This is a genomic window from Nocardiopsis coralliicola (assembly GCF_054779695.1).
Genome location: NZ_BAAGXT010000006.1, coordinates 170591 through 189849, shown reverse-complemented (window position 1 = coordinate 189849; position 19259 = coordinate 170591). Strand labels below are relative to the sequence as shown.

Annotated in this window: 17 protein-coding genes; 10 read left to right on the top strand and 7 right to left on the bottom strand. The window is 73.7% G+C overall.

Annotation, left to right across the window (positions count from 1 at the left end):
* Window positions 1–79 precede the first annotated feature (79 nt).
* Window positions 80–1192, bottom strand: coding sequence for a zinc-dependent metalloprotease (locus ACYVGT_RS07545; protein ID WP_460855719.1), 1113 nt, complete (start codon window positions 1190–1192; stop codon window positions 80–82).
* A 293-nt stretch (window positions 1193–1485) separates the two neighbouring features.
* Window positions 1486–2826: a D-alanyl-D-alanine carboxypeptidase/D-alanyl-D-alanine endopeptidase gene (gene dacB / locus ACYVGT_RS07540; protein WP_460855709.1), complete on the bottom strand. Its 1341-nt coding sequence runs from the start codon at window positions 2824–2826 to the stop codon at window positions 1486–1488.
* A 111-nt stretch (window positions 2827–2937) separates the two neighbouring features.
* Here dacB and ACYVGT_RS07535 point away from each other — a divergent pair, with 111 nt between their 5' ends.
* Window positions 2938–3465: an inorganic diphosphatase gene (locus tag ACYVGT_RS07535; RefSeq protein WP_460855708.1), complete on the top strand. Its 528-nt coding sequence runs from the start codon at window positions 2938–2940 to the stop codon at window positions 3463–3465.
* A 295-nt stretch (window positions 3466–3760) separates the two neighbouring features.
* Here ACYVGT_RS07535 and ACYVGT_RS07530 read toward each other — a convergent pair whose 3' ends face one another.
* Entirely contained in the window at window positions 3761–4507 is a 747-nt protein-coding gene (locus tag ACYVGT_RS07530; protein ID WP_460855707.1) for an RNA polymerase sigma factor, read from the bottom strand.
* 707 nt (window positions 4508–5214) lie between these two features.
* Window positions 5215–5868: a hypothetical protein gene (locus tag ACYVGT_RS07525; RefSeq protein ID WP_460855706.1), complete on the bottom strand. Its 654-nt coding sequence runs from the start codon at window positions 5866–5868 to the stop codon at window positions 5215–5217.
* A gap of 711 nt (window positions 5869–6579) precedes the next feature.
* On the opposite strand from ACYVGT_RS07525, the gene ACYVGT_RS07520 reads away from it, so the two are divergent.
* Complete coding sequence (locus ACYVGT_RS07520) at window positions 6580–7251, top strand: cupin domain-containing protein (RefSeq protein ID WP_460855705.1); 672 nt, start codon at window positions 6580–6582, stop codon at window positions 7249–7251.
* Window positions 7252–7272: 21 nt separating this feature from the next.
* On the opposite strand, the gene ACYVGT_RS07515 is transcribed toward ACYVGT_RS07520, so the two are convergent.
* Window positions 7273–7653, bottom strand: a complete 381-nt coding sequence (locus ACYVGT_RS07515) for a hypothetical protein (protein WP_460855704.1) — start codon at window positions 7651–7653, stop codon at window positions 7273–7275.
* A gap of 129 nt (window positions 7654–7782) precedes the next feature.
* Window positions 7783–7995 carry a hypothetical protein gene (locus ACYVGT_RS07510; RefSeq protein WP_460855703.1) on the bottom strand — a complete coding sequence of 71 codons (213 nt, stop codon included), beginning with the start codon at window positions 7993–7995 and terminating at the stop codon, window positions 7783–7785.
* A 175-nt stretch (window positions 7996–8170) separates the two neighbouring features.
* Between ACYVGT_RS07510 and ACYVGT_RS07505 the strand changes: the two genes are divergently transcribed.
* A complete protein-coding gene (locus ACYVGT_RS07505; RefSeq protein ID WP_460855702.1) occupies window positions 8171–10021 on the top strand; it encodes a BCCT family transporter in 1851 nt (616 codons plus the stop codon).
* A gap of 12 nt (window positions 10022–10033) precedes the next feature.
* On the opposite strand, the gene ACYVGT_RS07500 is transcribed toward ACYVGT_RS07505, so the two are convergent.
* Complete coding sequence (locus ACYVGT_RS07500) at window positions 10034–11149, bottom strand: carbohydrate kinase family protein (RefSeq protein WP_460855701.1); 1116 nt, start codon at window positions 11147–11149, stop codon at window positions 10034–10036.
* Between the two features lie 358 nt (window positions 11150–11507).
* Between ACYVGT_RS07500 and ACYVGT_RS07495 the strand changes: the two genes are divergently transcribed.
* The 7 genes from ACYVGT_RS07495 to pstA all read left to right on the top strand — a co-directional run bounded on the left by ACYVGT_RS07495 (window position 11508) and on the right by pstA (window position 19225).
* Window positions 11508–12857, top strand: a complete 1350-nt coding sequence (locus ACYVGT_RS07495; protein WP_460855700.1) for a family 4 glycosyl hydrolase — start codon at window positions 11508–11510, stop codon at window positions 12855–12857.
* A 79-nt stretch (window positions 12858–12936) separates the two neighbouring features.
* Window positions 12937–13890 (top strand): mycothiol synthase, encoded by a 954-nt coding sequence (mshD, locus tag ACYVGT_RS07490; protein ID WP_460855699.1) that lies wholly within the window; start codon window positions 12937–12939, stop codon window positions 13888–13890.
* 252 nt (window positions 13891–14142) lie between these two features.
* Window positions 14143–14610: an NUDIX hydrolase gene (locus ACYVGT_RS07485; RefSeq protein ID WP_460855698.1), complete on the top strand. Its 468-nt coding sequence runs from the start codon at window positions 14143–14145 to the stop codon at window positions 14608–14610.
* 213 nt (window positions 14611–14823) lie between these two features.
* Window positions 14824–14994: a DUF397 domain-containing protein gene (locus ACYVGT_RS07480; protein ID WP_460855697.1), complete on the top strand. Its 171-nt coding sequence runs from the start codon at window positions 14824–14826 to the stop codon at window positions 14992–14994.
* A 666-nt stretch (window positions 14995–15660) separates the two neighbouring features.
* Window positions 15661–16791 carry a phosphate ABC transporter substrate-binding protein PstS gene (pstS, locus tag ACYVGT_RS07475; RefSeq protein ID WP_460855718.1) on the top strand — a complete coding sequence of 377 codons (1131 nt, stop codon included), beginning with the start codon at window positions 15661–15663 and terminating at the stop codon, window positions 16789–16791.
* Window positions 16792–17170: 379 nt separating this feature from the next.
* On the top strand, window positions 17171–18130 hold the full coding sequence (gene pstC / locus ACYVGT_RS07470; RefSeq protein ID WP_460855696.1) for a phosphate ABC transporter permease subunit PstC: 960 nt from the start codon (window positions 17171–17173) through the stop codon (window positions 18128–18130).
* Window positions 18131–19225: a phosphate ABC transporter permease PstA gene (pstA, locus tag ACYVGT_RS07465; RefSeq protein ID WP_460855695.1), complete on the top strand. Its 1095-nt coding sequence runs from the start codon at window positions 18131–18133 to the stop codon at window positions 19223–19225.
* The last annotated feature ends 34 nt before the right edge of the window (window positions 19226–19259 follow it).

The window sequence follows — 19259 nt, the reverse complement described above, 5'->3', positions numbered from 1 at the left end:
TCGTCGCCGGCGCTGCCGCGGCCGGCGAGTCCGCGGCGCACCGCGCGGCGCACCCCGGCGACGGACGGGTGGGGCCCGGTCACTCCTCCGCGGAGCCGGCGGCGGGCCGCTCGGCGGAGGCGCCGCCCGCGGGCAGGGCAGCGGGCCGGCCCACCCGGGCGATCCACGCCTCGGGGTCGCTGATCTCCGCCATGGTCGGCAGCGTCTCCGGCGACTCCCACACCCGGTTGAAGCCGTCCATGCCCACCGAGGCCACGACGTGGCGGACGAACTTCGCGCCGTCCTCGTACTGCTTCATCTTCAGATCGAGGCCGAGGAGCTGGCGGATGATGCGGTCGATGCCGCCGGAGCCCTGCCGGCGGCGCTGGAAGCGGCGGCGGATCTCGGCCACGGACGGCACGACTTCGGGGCCCACGGCGTCCATCACGTAGTCGCCGTGGCCCTCGGCCAGCGTCATGACCGCGGTGATGCGGTCCATGAGCTCGCTCTGCTGCTGGTTCTGGAACGCCTGCAGCAGCGAGCCCTCGCCTCCGCGGACCACCTCGGCGACGGCCTCGCCGGCGGCGCGCAGCCGGTCGAGGAACGCGGCGGCGTCCATGTCGGAGGAGAGCAGCAGCTCCTGCATCTGCTCCTGCACGTAGTCGCGCAGCCAGGTGCTGGAGCTGAACTGCATGCGGTGCGTCTCCTCGTGGAGGCACACCCACAGGCGGAAGTCGTGCGGGTCGACGTCCATGTCGCGCTCGGCCTGCACGATGTTGGGCGCGACCAGGGTCAGCCGGCCCGCGGGGGCGCGGCCGTCCGGGTCGGGCGGCAGGAAGAGCTCGTACTGGCCGAGCACGCGCCCGGCCATGTAGGAGAGCACGGCGCCGAGCTGGGCGCCGGTGACGCGTGAGCTGACCGCGCTGCCCAGCGGGCTCGCGGGGCGCTCCGCGCCGAGTCGGTCGAGGATGGGTTCGAGGACCACGCGGAACCCGTCCACGTTGGCCTTGATCCAACCGGGACGGTCGACGATGACCGCCGGGCCGGCCGGTTCGAGAGGGTCCATTCCGGTGAACTCGCGCACGTGGCCCCGGGCGGTCACGGAGAGCTCACGGAGCTGCGCGACGGCCTGCCGCGCCTCGGAGAGGTCCACCTGGGGGCCGGGCCGCACGAGGCGGACGCCGGTGTTGACGGCTACGTCCCAGTCGATCACAGTCACGCCCTCACCGTACCCGCGCACATGCCGGGCGCACGGGGGCCGACGGGAATTCGGGCCAATCTCAGGGACGCCCCTGAGAGGGGCAGCGCGCGGGCGCTCCCTTGCGGGTCGGGCGCCAGAGCTGCTCAGCGGCCCGCGCAGCGGGCTGCGGGCGGCCGGTCCTGCGCCTCCGTGTCAGGGTGCGGCCCGGATCGGCGCAGGCAGCGGGCGTGCGGACGCAGTACCGGCGCCGTGCCGCGCACCCCCCGCGGCGCCCGCTTCGCGGAGGAGGCGGGCGCCGCGGGCCGTCAGGAGCAGCCGCAGGCGGCGATCTCCGCGGCGAGCGTGTCGAGCGCGCTGCCCGAGGCGGCCGGGTCGTTGGCCATGAACGCGAACATGAGCAGCCGCCCGTCGGCGTCGTACACCGTGCCGGCCAGCGTGCTCACCCCGCTGAGCGTGCCGGTCTTGCCGCGCACCACGCCGGCGCCGCGGCCGGACTCGCCGGAGTCGTAGCGCCCCGAGAGGGTGCCGCTGAAGTGCGCCGTCGGCAGGCCGCTGATGGTGAAGCTGAGGTCGGGCCGGTCCGGGTCGGCGGCCGCCAGCAGCATCTCCACCAGGCCGCGCGGTGAGATGCGGTTGTCCACCGAGAGCCCGCTGCCGTCCTCGACGTGCACGTCCTGCACGCCCAGCTCATCGAGCACGGCGCGGGTGGCGGCCGAGCCGCCCTCGAACGAGGGCTCCTCGCCTTCGGCGATCGCGACCTGGCGGGCGAGCGCCTCGGCGATGTTGTTGTCGCTCTCCAGCATCATCCGCTCCACCAGCGCCGACAGCGGCGACGAGAAGACGGTCGCGGTGGCGTCGGCGTCGTCCTCGGCGGGCGCCTCGGCCTCCTCCGGGTCGCCGTCGACCGCGATGCCGGCCGCGTCCAGCTGGTCGGCGAACGCGTTCGCCGCAGCCAGCGGCGGGTTGCCCTCGCGCTCCCCGTAGTGCTCGTTCGCGTCCGAGCGGCCGCCGTCGATCATCAGCGCGTGGACGGGGGCGACGCTGCCCTCCCAGACGTAGTTGTCCTTCCACCCGGGGCCGGTGTCCGGCCCGGGGTAGAGGCTGTCGTCGTAGCCCACCGGCACGGAGCCGACGCCGAGCGCCGTGAGTTCGGTGGCGGCCTTCTCCGCGAGGCTGCGCAGTGTTGCCGGGCGCGGGTAGGTCTCGTCGTCGGCCTCCGGGGTCAGCGTCGGGTCACCGCCGCCGACCAGGATGAGCCGCTCGCCGTCGAAGACGGCCCGCGTCGCGATGCGGTGGTCCGGCCCGGCCGAGGCGAGGACGGCGACCGCCGTCGCCACCTTGGTGGTCGAAGCGGGCGTCACCGCGTCGTCGGGATTGCGGCCGTAGAGCTGCTCACCTGTGGTGCCGTCGGCCACGTAGCCGGAGAGCCCGTCGCCGAGACCCGTGTCCGACATGCGATCATCGAGACGGTCCGCCAGACGGTCGGGATCAACCGGTGGCGCCTCAGGGAGGTGGGCCGCGGCTTTGTCCTGCGCGAACGCGACAGGATAGGCGACCGGATCGCCTGGGCGCGACGCGACCACGTCGAGCGCGACCACGCCCGCCGCAAGGACGAATATGTTGAGCGTGGCCAAGGCCAGGAGCATTCGGACCCGTACTGTCCGCACCCCGCCACCTGCCTTCCTCCTGGCACCGCCAGTAGTGAGACCGTCGCACTAGCTGAAGCGACATTAGCCGCAAGGGAAGCCGAGAACAGCATGGAATTCGACGTCACCATCGAGATCCCCAAGGGCGAGCGCAACAAGTATGAGATGGATCATGAGACGGGCCGTATCCGTCTCGACCGCATGCTGTTCACCTCGACCTCATACCCCGCCGACTACGGTTTCATTGAGGGCACCCTGGGGGACGACGGCGACCCGCTCGACGCGCTCGTCCTGCTCAAGCAGCCGACGTTCCCCGGCTGCCTGATCCGCTGCCGCGCCGTCGGCATGTTCCGGATGCGCGACGAGGCCGGCGGTGACGACAAGCTGCTCTGCGTGCCGGCGACGGACCCGCGCATGGAGCACCTGCGTGACATTCACCACGTGAACGAGTTCGAGCGCCTCGAGATCGAGCACTTCTTCACCGTTTACAAGGACCTTGAGCCCGGCAAGTCCGTGGAAGGCGCCACCTGGGGCGGCCGCCACGACGCCGAGCAGGAGGTCATCGCCTCGGTGAAGCGCGCGGAAGAGCACGGCGACCACGGCGACCGCTCGCACATCTCCTACGGCGAGCAGGAGTAGGGCGTGTTCGGTGGGTGGCGTCCGTAGCGAGCGGTGTCCTGGTGCACCCATCGCAAGGCCGACGAAGGAGTCAGGGCGGGGTTTTCCTGTCGACTGAGGAGAACGCAGCGAGGGGCGTGCCAGGGCGACGCGCAGTAGGGCAGTTGCCGACCGAGCATGCCCTCGCAGCTGTTCAGCTCCGCGGAAGGGCCCTGCGGGCAGACCGCCCGCCCAGGGCCCTTCCGCGTGCGGGTGCCGGAACGCGGCGGGCCGGAATCGGCGGCGCCGCGGGGAGCGGCCCGCCGCTAGAAACGTTTCAGTCGGCCGGCACCGCGGGCGGGACGTTCGACCAGACCGGGGTGCGGTCCTGGTCGGCGCGGGTCGCGACGTGCACCGCGAGCACCGCGAGCAGCAGCACGCAGACGCAGATGGCCAGCGCGGGGAGCACCGCTCGCGGGGTGCAGCGGCCCTCGGCGGGACGGCGCGACGGCGGGACCGGGAAGCCGTCCCGGTCGAAGGATGCGGCACGCGCGGCCACGTGCGCGCGGTGCCCGGCAAGGTCGGGCCCGACGAGCCCGCTGAGCACCCGCAGCCGCAGCCCGGTGGGCGCAGCAGCGCGCTGGGAGCCGACGGCGCCCTCCCGGGCAGAGGCCCCGCACCGCCCTTCTGCGCCGCGGGTCCCCCGCCCCTCCCCCGGCCCGGGGCCCTCGCGGTCGGCCCGCTGCCGCACCCCGCTTCCCCGGCCGCCCGGTTCCGCCGGCGGCGGGATCCGCGCCCGGACCGGCGAAGGTGCCGGCTGCGGGCGGCCGTGGTGCTCGCACTCGGCGCTGGCGATGGCGCGGAGCCATTCGGCGAGCCGCTCAGCGTCGGAGAGCCGGTGGATGTGCGCCCCGGCGACGATGAACGTGTCGCGGAGGGCGGCCTGCGCGGTGTCGGGGTCGCCGACGCGGCCGCGGCAGAGGACGAAGAGCTCGTCGCCGTAGGCGTCGTAGAGGCGCTCGTAGGCGAGCGTCGGGCACGGGCGGCTGGATCGCAGGGCGAGGGCAAGGTCCCGGTCCATCATGGAAGAGAATCTACGGCTAGAGCGCGGAGAACGGGAGCCTTCCACCGAAATCCGCCGCGACCCGCCGAAGTGCCCGCAATCGGTCCCCTCCGCCCGGGGCCGACGCACGGATCACCGGATGTCCCCGCCACTTCTCCCATCATCGGCCGCCACCCCGCCGCCCGCCGCCGCGACACCCGGCACCGGCCGGATTCCCCCGGCATCCGGCCGCGCGGACCGGAGCGCGGCGGACAGAACTGCGCGACTTCCGGGTACCCTCCCGTGCCCGCAGCGCAGCCCGTTCCCGCCGGCGGCGCCTGGCACGGGCCCGGAGCGCACCTCTTCCGGCGTGCCGGCCTGGGCCCCTCGGCGGCCGCAGACGATCCGCCGCGGCGGCGCACCGTCCTCGGCCGTCCGCAGTCCCCGCCTGGAGCGCCACCGCGGATGGCCGGCCGGGAAGCGGCCGGCCGCGGCAGTGGCGGGCAGTCCTCACCCTGCAGCGGGGGACACGGCGGAGGACGGCGGCTCGACCACCAGCGGCAGTGCGTGCGGCGGCCTCACCCGGTTCGAGCGCCTCGGGGGGGGGCGAGGACGGACCGGCGGCACGCGGGCCCGCTTCGGGGAGGCGGCCGCACGCCGGGGATCACCTTCCGGGCAGCGGCGGGCACGGCACGGATTGCCGCGCCGCAGCAGCCGGGCCCGCGGCCGGGCCGCCCGGCTGCACGGTGTCAGCGGCGGCGGGCGAGGGCCGTGAGCGCGGCGACCGCGCCCGGTTCGAGCGCCTCGGGGCGTTCCAGGACGAAGCGGGCGGCAGCACGGGGCCGGGCGATCACCGCGCGGTCAGCACGCATGACCGGTTCGGGGAGGCGGCCGGTGACGACGATGACCGGCACGACGCCGGCCGCGCCCTCCAGGCCGAGGGTGCGGCCGGCGCGGACGGCCGCTGCCGCGATCCGGTCCACGACGCGCTCGGCGGGGCGGCCGCCGATCAGCCAGCCGCCGCTGCCGCGCTGCACGGCATTGCGCGACCAGCGGGTGTCCAGCAGGAAGGCGCCTCCGGGGCCGATGGCCAGGTGGCGGCCTGCGGCGTCGGCGGTGAGCCGGTAGCCGCCGGCCTGGAGCCGGCGCAGCAGGCGCCCCCGGCCGTAGGGAGCGGTGATGCGCGGCGCGGCGAGCGCCAGCAGGACGTAGCTGAGCGCGGTGAGGCCGGCGACGAGGACGCCGGCGCGCCAGCCGAGGAAACCCGCCCCCATCACGCCGGCGCCCGCGGCGATGAGCGCGCGCACGGCGAAGCGGACCAGCCCGGCGCCCCGCGCGGCCGGCCGCGCACCGGGGCCCGCCCCGGCGGCACCGCCGGGGCGGGTCGGTTCACCGTCCGCCACCGCGCACCGCACTTCCGGTTGTTTCGGTCACGTCGTCCTGCCCGAGAGCCTTCTCATGGCATCACCGAAACCGCGTGTACCGCAACGCATTCGGCGGAAAGCCTGCCCCGGTCCCGGTCTCCCGCGCCCACCGAAACCCCGCAGCGCCCGCGGTCCCGGCGCAGCGCGCCCTCCCTCCGGCGGCGCGGCCGGACGCCCGCGCCGCCCGCCGGTCCGCTGCCGGAGTGGCGGCCGGTGTCCGCGCACCCCCGCTGCGAGCGGGCGCCGGACCCGTCCGCGGGACGGTTCCCTCTCCGCCGCGGCCTGCTGCCGGAGCCCCGCAGTGCCGGCCGCATCCGCCCGCGGGCCGCAGGATCCAGCGGTGTGACACAGAGTGCCGGCGGGTTCGGGCGTTCCGCTTGACAGCGGGACCGGGGGTTGGTCTGCTGGTCAGCATGCACCTGCGTACGCAGACGTCTTTGCTGACCACGGCCCGACCGGCTTCCGCGGCCTCCCGCCGCACCGCCGTCCTGCCGTGTCCGCAGGCGTGTACGCGCCCCTCCTGTCGGTAGAGCCCCGCTCCCGCTTCCGCTGCCTCCGGGCAGCGCGCTTTCTTCTTTGCAGCTCGCTTCTCCGCGCAGGCTGCCCGGTGCCGCGTGCCCGGGCGGCCCGCAGCGCCGTCGCCGATTCCGCCGCCGGCCGCGCTGCGCTTTCGACACGAGGGAACTTCCGGTGCCCAACCGAACCACCGCTCCGGCGCGTCCTGCGCCGCATTCCGCTTCCCGCCCCGACGGCCGCGCCCGCGCGGCCGCGGAGCGCACCGCAGACCCGGCGCCCGGCGGCGCCGGCGCAGTGGCCGCCGCCCCGCCGGACGCCGTCTCCGGCCCCGCGCCGGCGCCGTCGGACCTGGACGGGTTCGGCGACATCGTCGACGCCGGACGCGCCAGCCCGTTCGCGGACCGCTTCGGACCGGGCATGCCGGTCACCACGGGGCGGCTCGCCACGGCCGCGGCAGAGGCCGCGGCGGTCCTGTCCCGCCCCTCGCTGCACCCGTGCCGGCCCGGCCGCTGGCAGCGCGCACCGCGCCCGGCCCGGCGCCGCGCGGCGGGCCGGATGCGCGTCGGCGCGGTGGCCCTGGAGCCGGACGGCTTCGCCCCGCTGCCGGACGCCGCTCCCGGCGCCGCGGTCCTGCGGGTGGCGGTCGGCCGGGCCCACGTCCTCACCACCGGCCCGGACGGCGGCATGCGCTCGCTCCGTCCGCTCACACCGGGCCGCACGCTCGTGCTGGCCGCCGGCACCGGCCACTGGATCGTCAACACCGGCGGCACCCCCGCCGTCGCCGTCCTCGTGGACACCGATCCCGCGTACCGCCGCACCCGTCCCCGCGCGGCCGCGGCTTCCTGACCGGGCCCGCGGCGCGGGTCCTCAGTCCTCTGCCGCGCGCTGGGTGCGGGCGTGGTCGCGCAGCGCGCCGTCGACGGCTTCGATGGCGCGGAGGAGGGCGGCGAGGCGGCGGCCCTCTTCCAGGTAGGCGTTCATCACCTGGTCGATGGCGTGCGGGGCGAGCTGGTCGCGCAGGTCGACCCGGGCCGTGCGGTAGCCCTGGCGGGCTCCTTCGAGCGACGCCTGGACGTGCAGCCGCGCCAGCCGCGACAGGGCGACCGGGTAGCGGCGCAGGACTCCGTGCAGGCGGTAGTCGGCCGGCACCTGGTCGAACAGCCACACCAGGGCGGTCTGCTCGAACGACTCCGCTCCCGGCGGGTGAACGCTCGCCGGCCACTCCTCGGGCACCTGCTGGTCGGACATACCTCCAGCATACCCCGTTACTAGAACACCCGTTCGAAGGAGGCCGGCCGGGCCGGGGTGCGGCGGCGCGCACGGCAGCGCCCGCGGCGGCCGCCCCGGAAGGGCGGGCCGCCGCGGGCGTACAGCCGGTCAGCCTTCGGCGGGGGCTTCCTCGTCCTCTTCGGCCGCCTTGCGGCGCTCCAGTTCGACGCGGACCGCATACTCGGCGGCGTCGACCGCCGCGCGGGCCGTGATGGCGTTGGTGTGCGACCGCTCGAGATCGTCCAATGCGATGCAGTCGAACGCCACGCGCGCATCGTGGATCGCGGCCTCAAACTGCCGCTGCGCTTCATCCAGGCTCATGTCGTCCTCCCGTCGTCGGCGGTGCGGGCGCACCGGACACCTACCCACGACACGGGGCGGCATGTCCCCCACCTTGCCCAGCCATGCACCCTAATCTGGACACGGAGCGCATTACACACATGGCAGTGCGTAATGAACGGGGTCGGGGCTCCGGCCGTGGCGAAGTGGGGACAGCGTGGCGACAGACGAACCAGGCAGCTCCGGCGGCCGGCCGCCGGACGGCGAACCGGACCGCACCGACCGCGGCGGCGCCGCGGAAGCGGAGGCCGACAGCGCCGAGATCACCAGCGAGGACCTGCTCTGGGAGCCGCCGGAGACCTCGCTGGCCGACCTCAAGCCGCGCACCGACTTCATCGTGTTCGGGGTGGCCGGCGCCGCGGCACTCGCCTTCCTCGCGTTCGGCGTGACCGCCGGCGAGCGGCTGGCCGACATCTCCACGGCCGCGCTCAACGGCCTGGTGCACAGCGCCGGCTGGGTGTTCCTCCTCGCCGCGACGTCGTTCGTCGTGTTCGCGCTGTGGATCGCGTTCAGCCGCTACGGCTCCATCCGGCTCGGCCGCGACGAGGAGGAGCCGGAGTTCAGCACGCTCTCCTGGATCTCCATGATGTTCGCCGCCGGCATGGGCATCGGCCTGGTCTTCTACGGCGCCGGCGAACCGCTCGCGCACTTCGGCGAGCCGCCGCCGGGCACCGCCGGCGACGCGCCGGGGCAGTCGCTCCAGCACGCGATGTCCACCACGCTGTTCCACTGGACGCTGCACCCGTGGGCGATCTACTCGGTGGTGGGCCTCGCCATCGCCTACGGCACCTTCCGGCGCGGCCGCGGCCAGCTCATCAGCGCCGCGTTCACCCCGCTCATCGGGGAGGCGCGCGCCAACGGCCGGATCGGCCGGGTGATCGACGTGTTCGCGCTGTTCGCGACCTTGTTCGGCACCGCCGCCTCGCTGGGTCTGGGCACCCTGCAGATCGCCGAGGGCCTGCAGCAGATGGGCTGGATCGACCACACCTCCAACCCGGTGCTGCTGGGAGTCATCGGCGCCCTGATGGTGTGCTTCCTGATCTCCGCGGTGTCCGGGGTGGCCCGCGGCATCCAGTGGCTCTCCAACATCAACCTGGTGATGGCGTTCCTGCTGCTGGTGTTCCTGCTGACCGCCGGCGCCACCATCTTCGTGCTCAACCTGGTCCCGACGTCGCTGGGTGCCTACTTCTCGGACTTCTTCGACAACGTCGGGCGCAGCGCGGACACCTCGGCCGGCGCCGAGGAATGGCTGTCCGGCTGGACCATCTTCTACTGGGCCTGGTGGATCTCCTGGTCGCCGTTTGTCGGCATGTTCATCGCCCGGATCAGCCGCGGCCGCACCGTCCGCGAGTTCATCGCCGGCGTGATCGTGGTGCCCAGCCTGCTCAGCCTGGTGTGGTTCGCGGTACTCGGCGGCAACGCGCTGGAGCTGCAGCGCAAGGGTGTCGACATCCTCGGGGCCGGCGACACCGAGGCGCAGCTGTTCACGCTGCTCCGCCAGTTTCCCTGGTTCGGCGCCGTCGCGGTCCTGGTGATGGTGCTGATCGCGATCTTCTTCATCACCGGCGCCGACTCCGCGTCGATCATCATGGGCACGATGTCGCAGCGCGGCGCGATCGAACCGAACCGGAGCATCACCGTGTTCTGGGGCCTGATGATGGGCGGTGTCGCGGCGATCATGATGCTGGCCGGCGGCGACAACGCGCTGACCGGCCTGCAGAACCTGACCATCATCGTGGCCGCGCCGTTCACCCTGATCCTGCTGCTGCTCTGCGTGTCCGTCGTGCGCGACCTGCGCCGCGACCCGATGGTGCTGCGCAGCGCCAAGGCCGAGGAGGTCGTCACGGCGGCCGTGGTCTCCGGCGCCGAGGAGCACGGCGGCGAGTTCCAGCTGGAGATCGCGCCGCTGGAGGACGTGGACGACGATGCCCCCGAGGCGGGCGGCTCGCACTCCGACGGCGGATCCGGCGGCTCTTCGGACTCCGGCGGAAGCGGGCGGGCGGGCTGAGTGCCCGCGCCGTCAGGTGCGCAGGCCGATGGTGGCGCTGGCCCGGCGCCCCTCGGTGGGCCGCCACGGCAGCGGAACGAGGCCGTCGAGGAAGGCGTAGGCGCCGGCGGGTTCGGTGCCCGGGTTCTCCGCGCGCAGCCGCGCCCACCACGCGGCGACGTCCGCCCAGCCGGGCGCGGAGAGCGACCCGCCGGTGTGCTGCACCGACAGTGCGGCGCACAGGTTGGCGAAGCGGAGTCGGCGCTGCAGCGGCCAGCCGGCCAGTGTGCCGACGATGAACGCGGCGCCGAAGACGTCGCCGGCGCCGGTGGTGTCCACCGCGTCCAGTACGACGCCTTCGGCCTCCGCGGTCTCGCCGGTGGTCTGGTCGACGGCGATGGCGCCGCGCGGGCCGTCGGTCACCACGGCAACCGGGACGCGGTCGGACAGCGCCGACAGCGCCGACGCGGGGCTCCCGGTCCGGGTGTAGGACATCGCCTCGATGGCGTTGGGCAGGAAGGCGTGGCAGTGCTCAAGCTGGTCGAGGACGCCGCCGGCCCATGTCTCGCTGTCGTCCCAGCCGACGTCGGCGAAGAGCCGCGCGCCGCTGCGCGCCTGCTGCCCGGCCCAGTCCGGCAGCGGCCGCTCCGGGTGCAGCCCGACGAACGCGGCGCGGGCCGGGGGAAGCTGCGCCGCCATCCCGTCGAGCGGCTCGGGCGGCGGATGCTCGTGGGTGACCATGCTGCGGTCGCCCTTCCAGGCGAGCGACACGGTGAACGGCGAGTGCCAGTCGGGGAAGCGGCGCGACGCCGACAGGTCGACCAGCTCGTCCCGCTCCAGGGTCTCCCAGGAGAAGTCGCCGTAGACGTCCTCGCCGAAGGCCGCGGCGACCGCCGTGCGCAGGCCGAGCCGGGAGGCCGCGACGGCGAGGTTGGCGACGCCGCCCGGGCAGGAGCCCATCCCCTCGGCGCTCACCTCGGTGCCGGGCGCGGGCGGCGCGGCCAGCCCGGTCAGCACGATGTCGAAGAAGACCGTGCCGGCGAGGGCAAGGTCGACGGCTGGCGCGCCGTCGGCGCGCTCGCCGGCCAGCACGTCGGTGGGTTCGCCCACCAGCGGAGCCGACTCCAGTGCGCGGGTCCTCTCGCTCATCCGTGCCCCCTGTCCTCCGCCCGGCGGTACCCCCGCCCGGGGTCCGGCCGGGGGTACCGCCCGCGCCGCGCGTGCGTCTCCTGCAGGTCGTACTTCTCCAGCAGGTTATGCAACCGGACCGACGCCCGCCGGGAATCGGCCAGCGCGCCCGGCGGGACCGCGCAGGTCCGGCCGCGGTGGGCAGGGGTACTGGACCGGCGGCGGGGCTCCGCGGGAGAGGATCGGGCACGCGGCCGGCCGTGCGGGCCGGCGGCACCGCGCGGCCCCCGAGACGCGAAGGAGAACCCAGCATGCAGCTGACCATCTTGGGTGGGCCAGCGGCACCGCGCGGACCCCGAGACCCGAAGGAGAACCCAGCATGCAGCTGACCATCTTGGGTGGGGGCGGGTTCCGCGTCCCCCTCGTCTACCGGGCGCTGCTGGACGACGCCCGCGGCGGCGCGCCGCTCATCAGCGAGGTCGTCCTGCACGACACCGATGCGGACCGGGTCGCGGCCATCGCGGCGGTCCTTGAGGCGCAGCGCGCCGCGGCGGGGGTGCGGTTGCCGGTCCGCGCCGAGCCGGACCGCCGGGCCGCCCTGCGCGGGGCCGGCATGGTGTTCTCTGCGATCCGGGTGGGCGGGCTGCGCGGCCGGGAGAAGGACGAGGCGGTCGCGCGCGACGCCGGCGTGCTCGGCCAGGAGACGGTCGGTGCGGGCGGCCTCTCCTATGCGCTGCGCACGCTGCCGGTGGCCCTGGAGATCGCCGAGGACACGGCCGCCGCGGCGCCCGGCGCGTGGGTGGTGGACTTCACCAACCCGGCCGGGATCGTCACCGAGGCGATGTCGGGCGTGCTCGGCGACCGGGTGATCGGGATCTGCGACTCGCCGATCGGGCTGGCCCGCCGCGCGGCGCGCGCGCTGGGCCTGCCGCCCGGAGAGGTGCAGGCCGACTACGCCGGCATCAACCACCTGGGCTGGGTGCGAGCACTGCTGCACGGCGGCCGCGACGTCCTGCCGGACCTGCTGGCCGACGACGCGGCGCTCGCCTCCTTCGAGGAGGGCCGCCTGTTCGGCGCCGAGTGGCTGCGCACGGTGGGCGCGCTGCCCAACGAGTACCTGCACTACTACGACATGGCGCGGGAGGCCGCCCGGGAGAACGCGGCCGGCCCCACCCGGGGCGGCCAGATCGCCGGCCAGCAGCGCGGCTTCTACGCGCGGGCGGCCCGCGCCGACGACCCGCTCGGCCTGTGGGAGGAGGCGCGCCGCGCCCGCGAGGAGACCTACATGGCGGCCAACCGGGAGGCGGCCGGCGGTTTCGACCGGGCAGCCGCCGACCTGGACGGCGGCGGCTACGAGGGGGTGGCGCTGGCGGTGATGCGCGCGATCGCGCGGGACCGGCCGGCCCGGCTGATCGTGGACACCCGCAACCGCGGCGCTCTGCCCGGGCTGCCGGACGACGCGGTGGTCGAACTGCCGTGCCTGGTCGACGGTGCGGGCGCGCGGCCGCTCTCCGCGGCGCCGCTCGCCGGCCACCAGTTGGCGCTGGTGCAGGCGGTGAAGTCGGCCGAGCGCGACGTGCTGGCGGCGGTCCGCTCGGGGTCGCGCTCGCTGGCGCTGAGGGCGTTCGCCACCCACCCGCTGGTCGACTCGGTCACCACCGCCCGCACTCTCCTGGACGGCTACACCGCTGCCTTCCCCGAACTCGGCACCGTGCTGCACCGTCCGTGAGGATGCGGAGGGCCCGCCGCGCGCCGGTGGTGCGAGGCGGCTGGGGGCGCGCGGGGTGCGGCGCGGCTAGGGTTCGGGCATGGACGACGTGCGGATCGTGACCGAACTGGATGAGGACACCGCGGGCCGGGTGCTGGCACTCGCCGAGGAGGCGCAGGCGCTGGACGGGGCCGAGGCGCTCTCCGAGCAGACCCGGCTGCGGGTGCGGCACGGCGCCGAAGGCGGCAGGACCCGCTTCCACCTGCTCTACGACGAGGGCGACCTGGCCGGCGCCGCGGTGGCCGAGCGCACCCCCGGCGAACCGGACTCCGCCGAGCTCGCCGTCGCCCCCGGCCGCCGGCGCCGCGGTCACGGCACGGCTCTGGCCCGGTCGCTGGCCGCTGACGCGCCCGCCAAGGGCGTACGCGTCTGGGCGCACGGCCGCCTGCCCGCCGCGGTGGCGCTCGCGGACGCGCTGGGCTGGCGGCAGACCCGCGGGCTGCTGAAGATGCGGATGGCGCTGCGCACACCGGACGGCGCGCCGGTCGAGCTGCCCGACCCGGCCGCGCTGCCCGCTGCCGAGCGCGTTGCGCTGCGCGCCTTCCGGCCCGGCGCCGATGAGACGGCGTGGCTTGCCGTCAACGGCGCGGCCTTCGCCGACCACCCCGAGCAGGGCGGGGTGACCCGCTCCGACCTGCTGCAGCGCGAGGCCGAGCCGTGGTTCGACGCGGCCGGGTTCTTCGTGGCCGAGCCGCGCAGCGGCGCGGACGGCGCGCCGCTGGCCGGCTTCCACTGGACCAAGGTGCACGCCGACGGCGCCGGCATCACCGACGGCGAGCCGGTCGGCGAGGTCTACGTGGTGGGCGTGCACCCGGATTGGCAGGGCACCGGACTGGGCCGCCTGGTCACCCTGGCCGGCCTGGTGCACCTGCGCGACAGCGGGCTGCCCTGGGTCCTGCTCTACGTCGACGAGGAGAACCAGGCCGCGGTCCGCCTCTACGCCTCCCTCGGCTTCGAGGTGTGGGACGCCGACGTGATGTACGCCGCCCCCTAGCTCCCAGGGGGAGACTCCGCCAACCGATGAAAAGGACGGCTCCGCCGACAGTCAGAAAGGACGGCTTCGCCGGCAGTATTGCTAGCTCTGTCCCGCCACTCGAGGATCGGTGCGTGCCCAGGTGCAGCTAGCAGTTCGCGGGCCTATGCCGCACCGCCAACGCCGAATGGTTCGCTTGCTATACCGAGAGTTTCGGGGCAGTAGGGCGGACACCCCGCCCGTGGGTCCCCGACGACAAGGAGGACTCCAGCAGTGGGGAGAACTGAGTACTACTACGATCCCGCGGCCCCTAAGGCGAACACACTGATCCCCGCCAGCAATCTGCTCGTCGCGGACCGAGAGGGCGCGATTCTCCTCCAGCGGCGCCGCGACACCGGCCAGTGGGCGCTACCCGGCGGAGCTCAGGACATCGGTGAAACAGCGGCGCAGTGCGCAGTCCGCGAATGCGTTGAGGAAACCGGAATCATCGCCGAAATCACCGGTTTCCTCGGGATCTACACCAATCCCGACCACATCGTCGCCTACAGCAACGGCGAGATCCGACAGCAGTACGAGAACACCTACATCGGACACCCCGTCAGCGGCGTGCCCACCATCAATGACGAAGCCGACGGCGTCTGCTTTGTCCCGCCGACCCTCCTTGACCAGTACGACATCCACCCCAGCATGCGTCAGCAGGTCAACGATTATCTGGCCGGAACCTACCCCTACCTCGGCTGAGCTGGCGAAGTCTCTACCCTCCACACGGCGGCGGAAGCCCGGGCACGCTCGGCGAATGAATCGCCGCACCACGCCGCCATCTCCGCAGCGGCCCAGAGTCTCGCGATTCGGCCTCTCGAGGGCGTCCCCTGTCCAGCGTCGTCGCCTGTCTCATCGGCCAGCGCAGCCGTTAGCTGCCAACACAGCTTCACTTGCAGTGCTGGAGAGGCTCACATGACGTGGCACAAGTCGTCGTACTCCCCCAACAGCGGGAACTGCGTGGAAGTCTCCGAGGGGCTTCGTACCTTCGTCCGTGACACCCAGCACCGCCAGAACGGCCACCTGACCTTCTCCGGCGCCGAGTGGCCGGCGTTCCTGGCCGAAGTCAAGGCCGGCCGCCTGTAGCTGCACCTGGGCGCGCGCCGATTCCCCGAGCGGCGGGACAGAGCTAGAAATACTGCCGGCGAAGCCGCCCTTGTCGCCTGCCGGCGAAGCCGCCCTTGTCGCCTGCCGGCGAAGCCGCCCTTGTCGCCTGCCGGCGAAGCCGCCCTTTCTGTCTGTCGCCTGAAGGACCGCCCCCCCGGAAGCCGCCCGACGACGATCGGCTCCGCGGCCCCGCCCTGAGCACCCGCCCCTCCCCGAGCGGTGGGGCAGAACCAGAAGTACTGTCGGCGGAGCCGTCCTTTGCGTCTGCCGGCGGGGCCGCCCTTTGCGTCGGCGGACCGGCGCTGGGAACACTGTCGGCGGAGCCGTCCTGGAACCCCTGCCGTGTAGGCGTTCCGGGGGCATCAGGGGCGGTTGGCCAGGGGCCGCGCCGTGGTTCACCTCACGTCCACGCGCTCTCCGTCATGGCTTCCGGCAATCTCGTTCCCCCGTTCACGCTCCGTTCACCCTCGCTGGGACAACTGGTCACCTCTGCTCCCTAACGTCGCATTCGACGAGGTCACGGAGGTGGCCGGGACGATTCGGACATACATTCCCCCTGGTCCCGCCCCTCTGGCCCGCTCCTCGTCGCCGATGCAGGACACGTGCGACAAGACGCAGGACGTCCAGAGAGAGGACACCGGAGCTGTGAAGCTCTACAAGTTCGGCCGCTTCGCCGGCTACACCGGCGTTGCGCTCGCCGGGGCCGTGGCCCTTTCCGCCTGTGGCAGCGACCAGGCCGTCGACCCCGGAGCATCGGGCGCGGCAGCCGGTGACGTCGAGTGCGTCGACGGATCGGCGACGCTCTCCGGAGCGGGTGCCAGTTCGCAGGAGAACGCGATGGCCACCTGGATCGCCGGATACCAGGGCGCCTGCCCGGGCAGCACCATCGAGTACGACGCCGTCGGCTCGGGCGCCGGCCGCTCCCAGTTCATCGACGGGTCGGTGCTGTTCGCCGGCTCGGACGCAGCGATGGACGAGGAGGAGACCGCCGACGCCGAAGAGCGCTGCGGATCCGAGGTCGTCAACCTCCCCGGCTACATCTCCCCCATCGCCGTCGCCTTCAACCTGGACGGCGTCGACTCCCTCAACCTCACCCCCGAGGTGATCGCCGACATCTTCAACCAGGAGATCACCACCTGGGACGACCCGGCGATCGCCGAGCACAACCCCGACGCGGACCTGCCGTCCAGCGAGATCGTCCCGGTGAACCGCTCCGACGAGTCGGGCACCACCGAGAACTTCGCCGCCTACCTCGCCGAAGCCGCCGGCGACGCCTGGCCGCACGAGGTCAGCGGCGACTGGCCGATCGAGCCGGTCGAGGCCGCCCAGGGCTCCTCCGGCGTCGTCTCGGCGATCGAGGGCGGCGAGGGCACCATCGGCTACGTCGACGCCTCGCACGTCGGCGAGCTGGGCACCGCCGCGGTCGGCTCCGGTGAGAGCGCCGAGGACTTCACCGCCTACAGCCCGGAGGCCGCGTCCGCCATCGTGGACGCCTCCCCCAAGCGCGAGGGCGGCGGCGAGAACGACCACGCCATCGAGCTGGACTACACGACGGACCAGGCCGACGCCTACCCGATCGTGCTGGTCAGCTACGAGGTCGCCTGCATGAGCTACGAGGACGAGGCGGAGGCCGCACTGGCCAAGAGCTTCCTCTCCTACGTGGTGAGCGAGGAGGGCCAGCAGGCCGCCGCTGACGAGGTCGGCTCCGCGCCGCTCAGCGCCGAGACCCGCGACGCCCTGCAGGCGACGATCGACAAGATCGAGGCGGGTGCCTGATCACCCGCCCGGCCTTTCCGCCCCAGGGCGGGTGCTGCTCCGGCAGCGCCCGCCCTCGGCCCCGTCCCCCGATGCCGTCCTTTTCGGGCCTGCCGCAGTCCAGCGGGCCCGCCGCCGCTCCGCGCACCGCGGGCAGCGGGGCCGGCGGGGCGGGGCCGTTCGGCGTGCCCGCACCCCCGGCCCGGCCCCGGGCATCCGCCGCGCCGCGCGCAGCGGATGAGGCGGGGGCGGCGGCGGGCAGGGCGGCGCGCCGACGTCCGGCCGTGGTCGAACCCCCGGTCCGGACCCCGCAGAATGTAACCGGCCCTGTCATGGCTTGTACCGAAGGACCCGTGTTCGCCCGGGGGCGAAACGTGACCCATTTCGACCGGAGTCTCACATGAGCACCACGGACTCGTCCGCGGCAACCCCTCCACGGGGGAAGCGCCGTATCGGCGATGTCGTCTTCGCCAACTCGGCCCGCGGATCGGGGGTGCTGATCCTCCTCATCCTCGCCGGTGTCGCCGCGTTCCTGCTGATCCAGTCGTTCGACTCGCTGTCGGCCAACACGGCGAACTTCTTCACCACCACCGAGTGGGACGCCAACACCCGCGAGTCGCCGGCGTTCGGTGTCGCCGCGCTGGCGTTCGGCACCGTGCTGGCAGCGGCGATCGCCCTGCTCCTGGCCACTCCGGTGGCGATCGGCATCGCGCTGTTCATCGTCTACTACGCGCCCCGCCGGCTGGCCTCGGTGCTCGGCTACATCGTCGACCTGCTGGCCGCCATCCCCTCGGTGGTCTTCGGCCTCTGGGGCATCGGCTACCTCGTCTTCCAGCTGGAGGGCTTCTACGTCGGGCTGGAGCGCTACTTCGGCTGGATCCCGCTGTTCGCGGGCCCGGTGTCGACCACCGGCCGGACCATGCTCAGCGCCGGCATCGTGCTCGCCGTGATGATCCTGCCGATCATCACCGCCATGGCGCGCGACGTCTTCCTGCAGGTCCCGCAGGGCCACCGGGAGGCGGCGCTGGCGCTGGGCGCGACCCGCTGGGAGATGATCCGCACCGCGGTGCTCCCGTTCGGCCGCCCCGGCATCATCGGCGGCGCCATGCTCGGACTGGGCCGCGCGCTCGGCGAGACGATGGCGGTCGCGATGATCCTCTCCCCCTCCCTGGTGATCTCGCCGTTCCTGCTGCAGAGCGGCAATCAGACCATCGCGGCGCACATCGCGCTGCAGTACCCGGAGGCCACCGGCTACGGCGTCTCCGCGCTGATCGCCGCGGGCCTGGTCCTCTTCGCCATCACCTTGGTCGTCAACATGGGTGCGCGGTTCGTCGTCGCGCGGCGCAAGGAGTTCTCCTAAATGACCACCACGACCGAATCCCCGACCGCGCCCCCGCCCGGCGACGGTCCGGCCCGCCGCCAGGTGCGCCTGCTGAGCGGCTCCCTGCCGCGCTTCGCCCCGCTCGGCGTGCTGGTGGCCAGCGCCCTGGTGGCCTCGGGCGTGCTCGCCGCGCTGGGCGTCTTCTCGGTCCCGGCCGCGGTGGCGCTGACACCGGTGCTCTACCTGGTCGCGATCGGCGCGCTGTCGACGGCGGTGGAGAACCGCCGCAAGGCCAAGGACCGCATCGTCACCGGCGTCGTCTACGTCTGCTTCGGGCTGGCGATGCTGCCGCTGCTGTCGCTGCTGTCCACGGTGCTGGTCGAAGGCCTCCAGCGGCTCGACGGCTACTTCCTCACCGTCTCCATGAACGGCGTGACGCCGAGCATGGACGCCGGAGGCATCTACCACGCGATCGTCGGCACCATCGCGATCACCGGCATGGCCGCGGTCATCTCCATCCCGATCGGCCTGCTCACCGCCGTGTACCTGGTCGAGTACGGCCGGGGGCGGACCGCCAAGGCGATCACCTTCTTCGTCGACGTGATGACCGGCATCCCCTCCATCGTCGCCGGCCTGTTCGTCGTCGCCCTGTGGATGATGCTCTTCGGCCCCGGCCACACCAACGGCGCCGCCGGCGCGGTCTCGCTCGCGGTCCTGATGATCCCGGTGGTGGTGCGCTCCAGCGAGGAGATGCTGCGGCTGGTGCCCACCGAGCTCCGCGAGGCGTCCTACGCGCTCGGGGTGCCCAAGTGGCTGACCATCGTGAAGGTCGTGCTGCCCACCGCGGTGGCCGGCCTGACGACGGGAATCATGCTGGCCACCGCCCGTGTTATCGGGGAGACGGCTCCGCTGGTCCTGACCGCGGGATCGTCGGCCGTGGCGATCAACTGGAACCTGTTCAACGGGCAGGTGATGAGCCTGCCGGTGTTCATCTACTCGCAGGTGCGCATGGGAGGCGCCATCAACATGGAGCGGGCCTGGGCCGCGGCACTCGCCCTCATCGCCATCGTGATGCTGCTGTTCCTCGGCGCCCGGCTGATCTCCCGCTTCTTCTCCCCCAAGGGCGCCCGATGACCGGCCCCACGACCCACCACGAACCGCGAAACAC